We start from the raw sequence: 4,253 nt of genomic DNA, 5'->3' as shown, positions 1-4,253 counted from the left end.
TGTTGCTGCCATTGACCGTGGTGCGCGCGGTGGTGACTTTGTAAGTGCGGCCATCGTTCGCTTGCAGCAGCGTGTCAACATCCAGCACGGCGCCAGGTGTTGCAGTAAAGCTGACGCTGCCGGTAGCCACTTGCGCAGCTTTGCGCGGCTGATTCAGGCGCAGCGCGGCGATGCGTTCCAGCGTCGATTCATCGGCCTTGTCGGGCAGGATCTGTTGGGCAATCCAGTCTAGATAACCGTACAGGCCATAAGCGGCGCCGCCGAGGGTGCGGGCGAGCACTTGCGCATCGGACTGGCGCAGCGAATCGCCGGCCAGGTCGCTTTGGGTGCGCTTGATCAGCACCGGCAGCGAAGGGGTTTCAAACGGCATAGATCACCTGCCAACTGTTATCGGGGTTGATGTCCAGACGTTCACCGTCGGCCAGGGTCAGGACCGTGCGCAGGTTCAGGCGCTGGGCGTCGAGGCGTTCGCTGATGATGTCGATGGCGCTGCAGTGGCCGTCGTCGAGCAGCCATTGCAGGGCTTCGCGGGCATAGAACTCGGCGTCCATTTGCGTCTGCCGGGTCAGCTTGACCCGGCGCAGCAGCCACAGCCGCGAGCCGATGCGATCGTCGGCAACCGTGGGGAAACTGTCGCCCCACCAGCCAAAGCGTTCTTCGTCATCGAGGGCGTCGTCATCGGCGGCGCGACGCCAGGTGAACAGGCTGATCAGGACGGCGCGGGTCAGTGCAGCGTGGAGGTTCTGGCTGATGAACATCACTGGCCTCCTGCCGGCGCGCCGGTCTGACCGTTGCCGGCCTGCACGCCAACATGCACGTGTTTGATCTGGCTGATGCCGCCGGCCAGTTGATCACCGGTGGAAACGATCTTGCCGGTCTGGTTGATCACCGGCGTGTCGAAGTTCACTGCGCTACTGGCGCGGATGTTCAGCGTGACGGTTTCGATGTCGATGATCCGCCCGCGCTTGAAGTGAATTTTGTCGCCCTCGTCGGTGTAGATCGCCACTTCACCGGCAGCGAGTGCTTGCAGGCGATAGCGGCGGTCGGCGATGACCAGGGCGATGGCGTGGGAACGGTCGCCGCCGATGAAGGTGACAACCCCCTCGGCGCCGGCCAGCGGATGGCTGGTGAAGCCGTAGGGTTCGAAGTGTTCGAGGTCGTCGTTCACTTCACCGGCAGTGAGGCGCATTTGCAGCGATTGCAGTTTCGAAGCCGAATTGGCGAGCACGACAGTGCCGCGCGCCAGCAGGCGTGTCAGTAGGCTCATGGGATGTCCTTGAAAAGAGTCGCCCGAATGGAATCAGTGTGGGAGCGAGCCTGCTCGCGAACGCGGCGGGTCAGGCGCTGTGATGTTGAGGCTGGCGACGCTTTCGCGAGCAGGCTCGCTCCCACAGGGTTCGGGGTCAGGCTCAGGTTTTTTTCGGGGGCGTCGGATCAGGATCAAAGGTATGCGGCGGGGCCACTTGCAACGTGGTCACCGATCCCTGCGCCGACAGCGAATAAGTGACCTTGGAGATCAGCATGTCACCATCGAAATCCAGCACCGGATCCTTGACCTTCACCAATGTGTTGTGGCGCCACAAGTCGCCATTGCTTTGCCGCCAGCCCTGCACCTGATAGGTGGTGGTCTGCGCGCGGCCCATGCGGGTCGCGCTTTCCCATAGAGCACGCTGCTGCGCCAACTCAAAGGTCAGTTGCGTGCCTTCATTGATCACCGTGGTGCGCCGCCGTTTGAAACTCAGATCGGCCGCGGTCGACTCGACTTCGCTGACCGCCGCGCCGCTTTTCGCATCCGAGCCTTTTTGCTGGCCGATCACCCGGTACTCGGAGAACACCTGGCTGAAATCCATTGGCGCACTGGCCGACAGGATGTTCTTGCCCAGCTCCAGCGCATCGCTGGCGCGCCCACCGCTACCGGGTTTGGCCAGCACCAACTGGCCCAGCTCGTTGTCGGTGGAAAACACCCGCAGCAGCGAGAGCAATCGGTCGATCGACTGGAATGCCGTTTCACCCGGCACGATGGTGTGTTTGGTCAGGCGTGTGGTTTCGCTGATCTCGTTGACCACTGACAGCCCATATTCGCTCGCCAGATCGCGAACGATAGTCAGCAAGGGTTGTTGCTGCCATTGGCTGGGCAGGTTGCGGGCGGCGCAATCGACCAGATCCTGGGTTTTCGAACTGCCTTCGATGCTCAAGCTGATCTGCCGCCCGTCATAGCGGATCGGTGCTTTGAACACGTAACCGGTGAGCACCAGGTCCTTGCCGATTTTCACTTCGCAGGGGTCGCCGGGTTTGATCCTTTCGTCCACGGCCTGCCCTGGCCATTGCCAGGTGATGTCGAGTTTGAAGGTGCGGAACTGACGCTCCAGATCGGCGGTGATCTCGACGCTTTTCCAGCCGCCGTACTCCATGTCGTTGACCGTCAGCGTGACGTGATTGTCCATCTCGTTCATGGCATCACTCCCGCGAGACTTTCACGTCGTTGGGCGAGAAACCGGGATGGGTAATCCCGTTGCGCTGAGTCACTTCATCGACCCGCGTAGCGTCGCCAAATTGTTTGTAGGCCACGACTACCGCCGGAAAGCTTTCCTGAAACGACTTGCTGACTTGCCGCACGCCGGAGGACGCCACCGCTTTGAGATGAGCCACCAGCGCTTCCTTTACATCGTTGATTGCCTGGTAGTGCGCAGGCCCGGCTTTCGCGAGCATTGGGTCGATGGCGGCAGTCACCGCCGTGCGCAGCGCTTGCATGTCATCGCTGACCGGGACTTCCTGACGGCTGACCGGCGAGGTCGACTGTTGCGCCACCGACGGTGTCGACGCCAGCTTCACCGGCGTGGTCGCCACCGGCATCGACGCGACCCACTGTGCGACTTTGACCAGCACCGTGTCTTGCACCAGATCAGCCATCGCTTGGGCTGCGGCATTGGTGTCCTTGCCAGTGGTGATCTTCGGCGCATCAGCCTTGCGAATCGCTTCGAGTTGCTGCGACACATCGGCAATCACGCCCCGGTAGCCTTCCTTGGCGAACGCTTTGAGCTCCTTGATATCGCCGAGCAAACCCTTGAATTCCGCCGCCACTTCCTTGGGCAGCTCCTTCACGGCTTTGACCAGTTCAGTGATCTGCCGGTACTGCTCGATCAAAGGTTTCAGTTGCTCTTTGATCACCTCGTAAACCCCGGTAAGGCTGTTGCGCAGGTTGGTGATGCCGATCCGCGCAGCCTTGATCAAAGTCATCGCCTGTTCGAATCGCGCCACCGCCGAACCCAGCAGAGTGTCGGCTTTGGCCAGCAGCACTTTCTGCGTGCTGACCGTGGCGGTCGGAAACGGCAGGGGTTGGTCGGGATAGAACTTCAACGCGAACGTCACCAACCCACCGTCCTGGCGGGTGTGAGTCATGTCGCATTCGCCGACCTTGACTTGCAGGCGTCCGAGCCACGGATGCACCAGTTCGCCACGGCCCTGCTCCAGCGCCTTGAGCAGCTTGTCGCGCTGCTCAAGGCAATCAGGGCCGATGATGAGCGCCGTCAGATCGTGGGTCTTGGCCTGCTGGCCGAGGTCCTCGAAAAACGGCAGGTCGCGTTGCGGGTATTCATGCAACTGCCCTTTGCGACCGACCGGGGTTTTCGCCTGGTCGATCCAGAAACCGACACCGCGAAAGGATGCCGGCAATAAACGGTCACGCCAGTTCATTGGGAACCTCCCATCGACAGCGAGCGATAGCCGATGCGCGAAGACACGGCCAGGCCCGGTTGATTGGTTTGCGGTTGTTCGGTGCGCAGGCCTGCCGGTGCATTTTCGAAGCGCACGGTCAGGCCGCCTTCAAGTTGCGTACGGTTGTTTGCGGCGCTTTGCTGGATCAGCGCGCTGGAGGTTTGCGGCAACGAACCGCTTTGCAGTGTACCGTTGCCAGCAGGTCCCGGGCTGGCAGCGAAGAACGCCGGCGCCAGCTCACCCTTGCCTTCGGCATTGGTCTGGCGTTGCGCTTCAGTGAGAGTTTCAACCTTGCCGGTAACCTTGGCGATCAGTCCGGCGAAGCCACCGTCGAACAACTCCTTGATCGGCGCGATGACGGTTTGCAGCTTTTGCCACAACTCGCCGAACCACTCGGTGATCGGCCCCCAACTCTCGATGATCTGATCCAGCGGTTTCCATTCGAACAGGCTGTGGAGAAAGTCCGCGACCGGCGCGGACAGCGCCAACACAACGCCCCAGAGCGCCGAAAAGACTTCACCGATCGGCTGCCAATACTG

At 61.5% G+C, this 4,253-nt stretch carries 5 protein-coding genes and 1 pseudogene; all 6 read right to left on the bottom strand.

Annotated features, from left to right (window positions below):
* The coding region (locus D6877_RS02540; RefSeq protein ID WP_178083619.1) for a baseplate J/gp47 family protein at positions 1-370 on the bottom strand (370 nt) is incomplete at its 3' end.
* On the bottom strand, positions 360-758 hold the full coding sequence (locus D6877_RS02535) for a phage GP46 family protein (RefSeq protein ID WP_016771422.1): 399 nt from the start codon (positions 756-758) through the stop codon (positions 360-362). The genes D6877_RS02540 and D6877_RS02535, both read right to left, overlap by 11 nt.
* Positions 758-1,267, bottom strand: a complete 510-nt coding sequence (locus D6877_RS02530; protein WP_130909732.1) for a phage baseplate assembly protein — start codon at positions 1,265-1,267, stop codon at positions 758-760. Before D6877_RS02530 ends, D6877_RS02535 begins: the two co-directional genes overlap by 1 nt.
* A 142-nt stretch (positions 1,268-1,409) precedes the next feature.
* Positions 1,410-2,453: a phage baseplate assembly protein gene (locus tag D6877_RS02525; protein ID WP_130909731.1), complete on the bottom strand. Its 1,044-nt coding sequence runs from the start codon at positions 2,451-2,453 to the stop codon at positions 1,410-1,412.
* Between the two features lie 4 nt (positions 2,454-2,457).
* Entirely contained in the window at positions 2,458-3,693 is a 1,236-nt protein-coding gene (locus tag D6877_RS02520; RefSeq protein WP_130909730.1) for a DNA circularization N-terminal domain-containing protein, read from the bottom strand.
* Positions 3,690-4,253 (bottom strand): annotated as a pseudogene (locus D6877_RS29775) (phage tail protein); the annotation flags it as partial. The gene D6877_RS02520 and the pseudogene D6877_RS29775, both read right to left, overlap by 4 nt.

It is taken from the genome of Pseudomonas sp. Sample_9 (assembly GCF_004307535.1).
In the GTDB taxonomy this organism is placed as follows: domain Bacteria; phylum Pseudomonadota; class Gammaproteobacteria; order Pseudomonadales; family Pseudomonadaceae; genus Aquipseudomonas; species Aquipseudomonas mercuritolerans.
The sequence above is the reverse complement of the archived record's forward strand: the minus strand, read 5'-3'. Positions and strand labels throughout refer to the sequence as shown.

Coding starts and splice junctions, on each gene's coding strand:
- D6877_RS02535 (WP_016771422.1), bottom strand. CDS start 758: ATGTTCATCAGCCAGAACCTCCACGCTGCACTGACCCGCGCCGTCCTG.
- D6877_RS02530 (WP_130909732.1), bottom strand. CDS start 1,267: ATGAGCCTACTGACACGCCTGCTGGCGCGCGGCACTGTCGTGCTCGCC.
- D6877_RS02525 (WP_130909731.1), bottom strand. CDS start 2,453: ATGAACGAGATGGACAATCACGTCACGCTGACGGTCAACGACATGGAG.
- D6877_RS02520 (WP_130909730.1), bottom strand. CDS start 3,693: ATGAACTGGCGTGACCGTTTATTGCCGGCATCCTTTCGCGGTGTCGGT.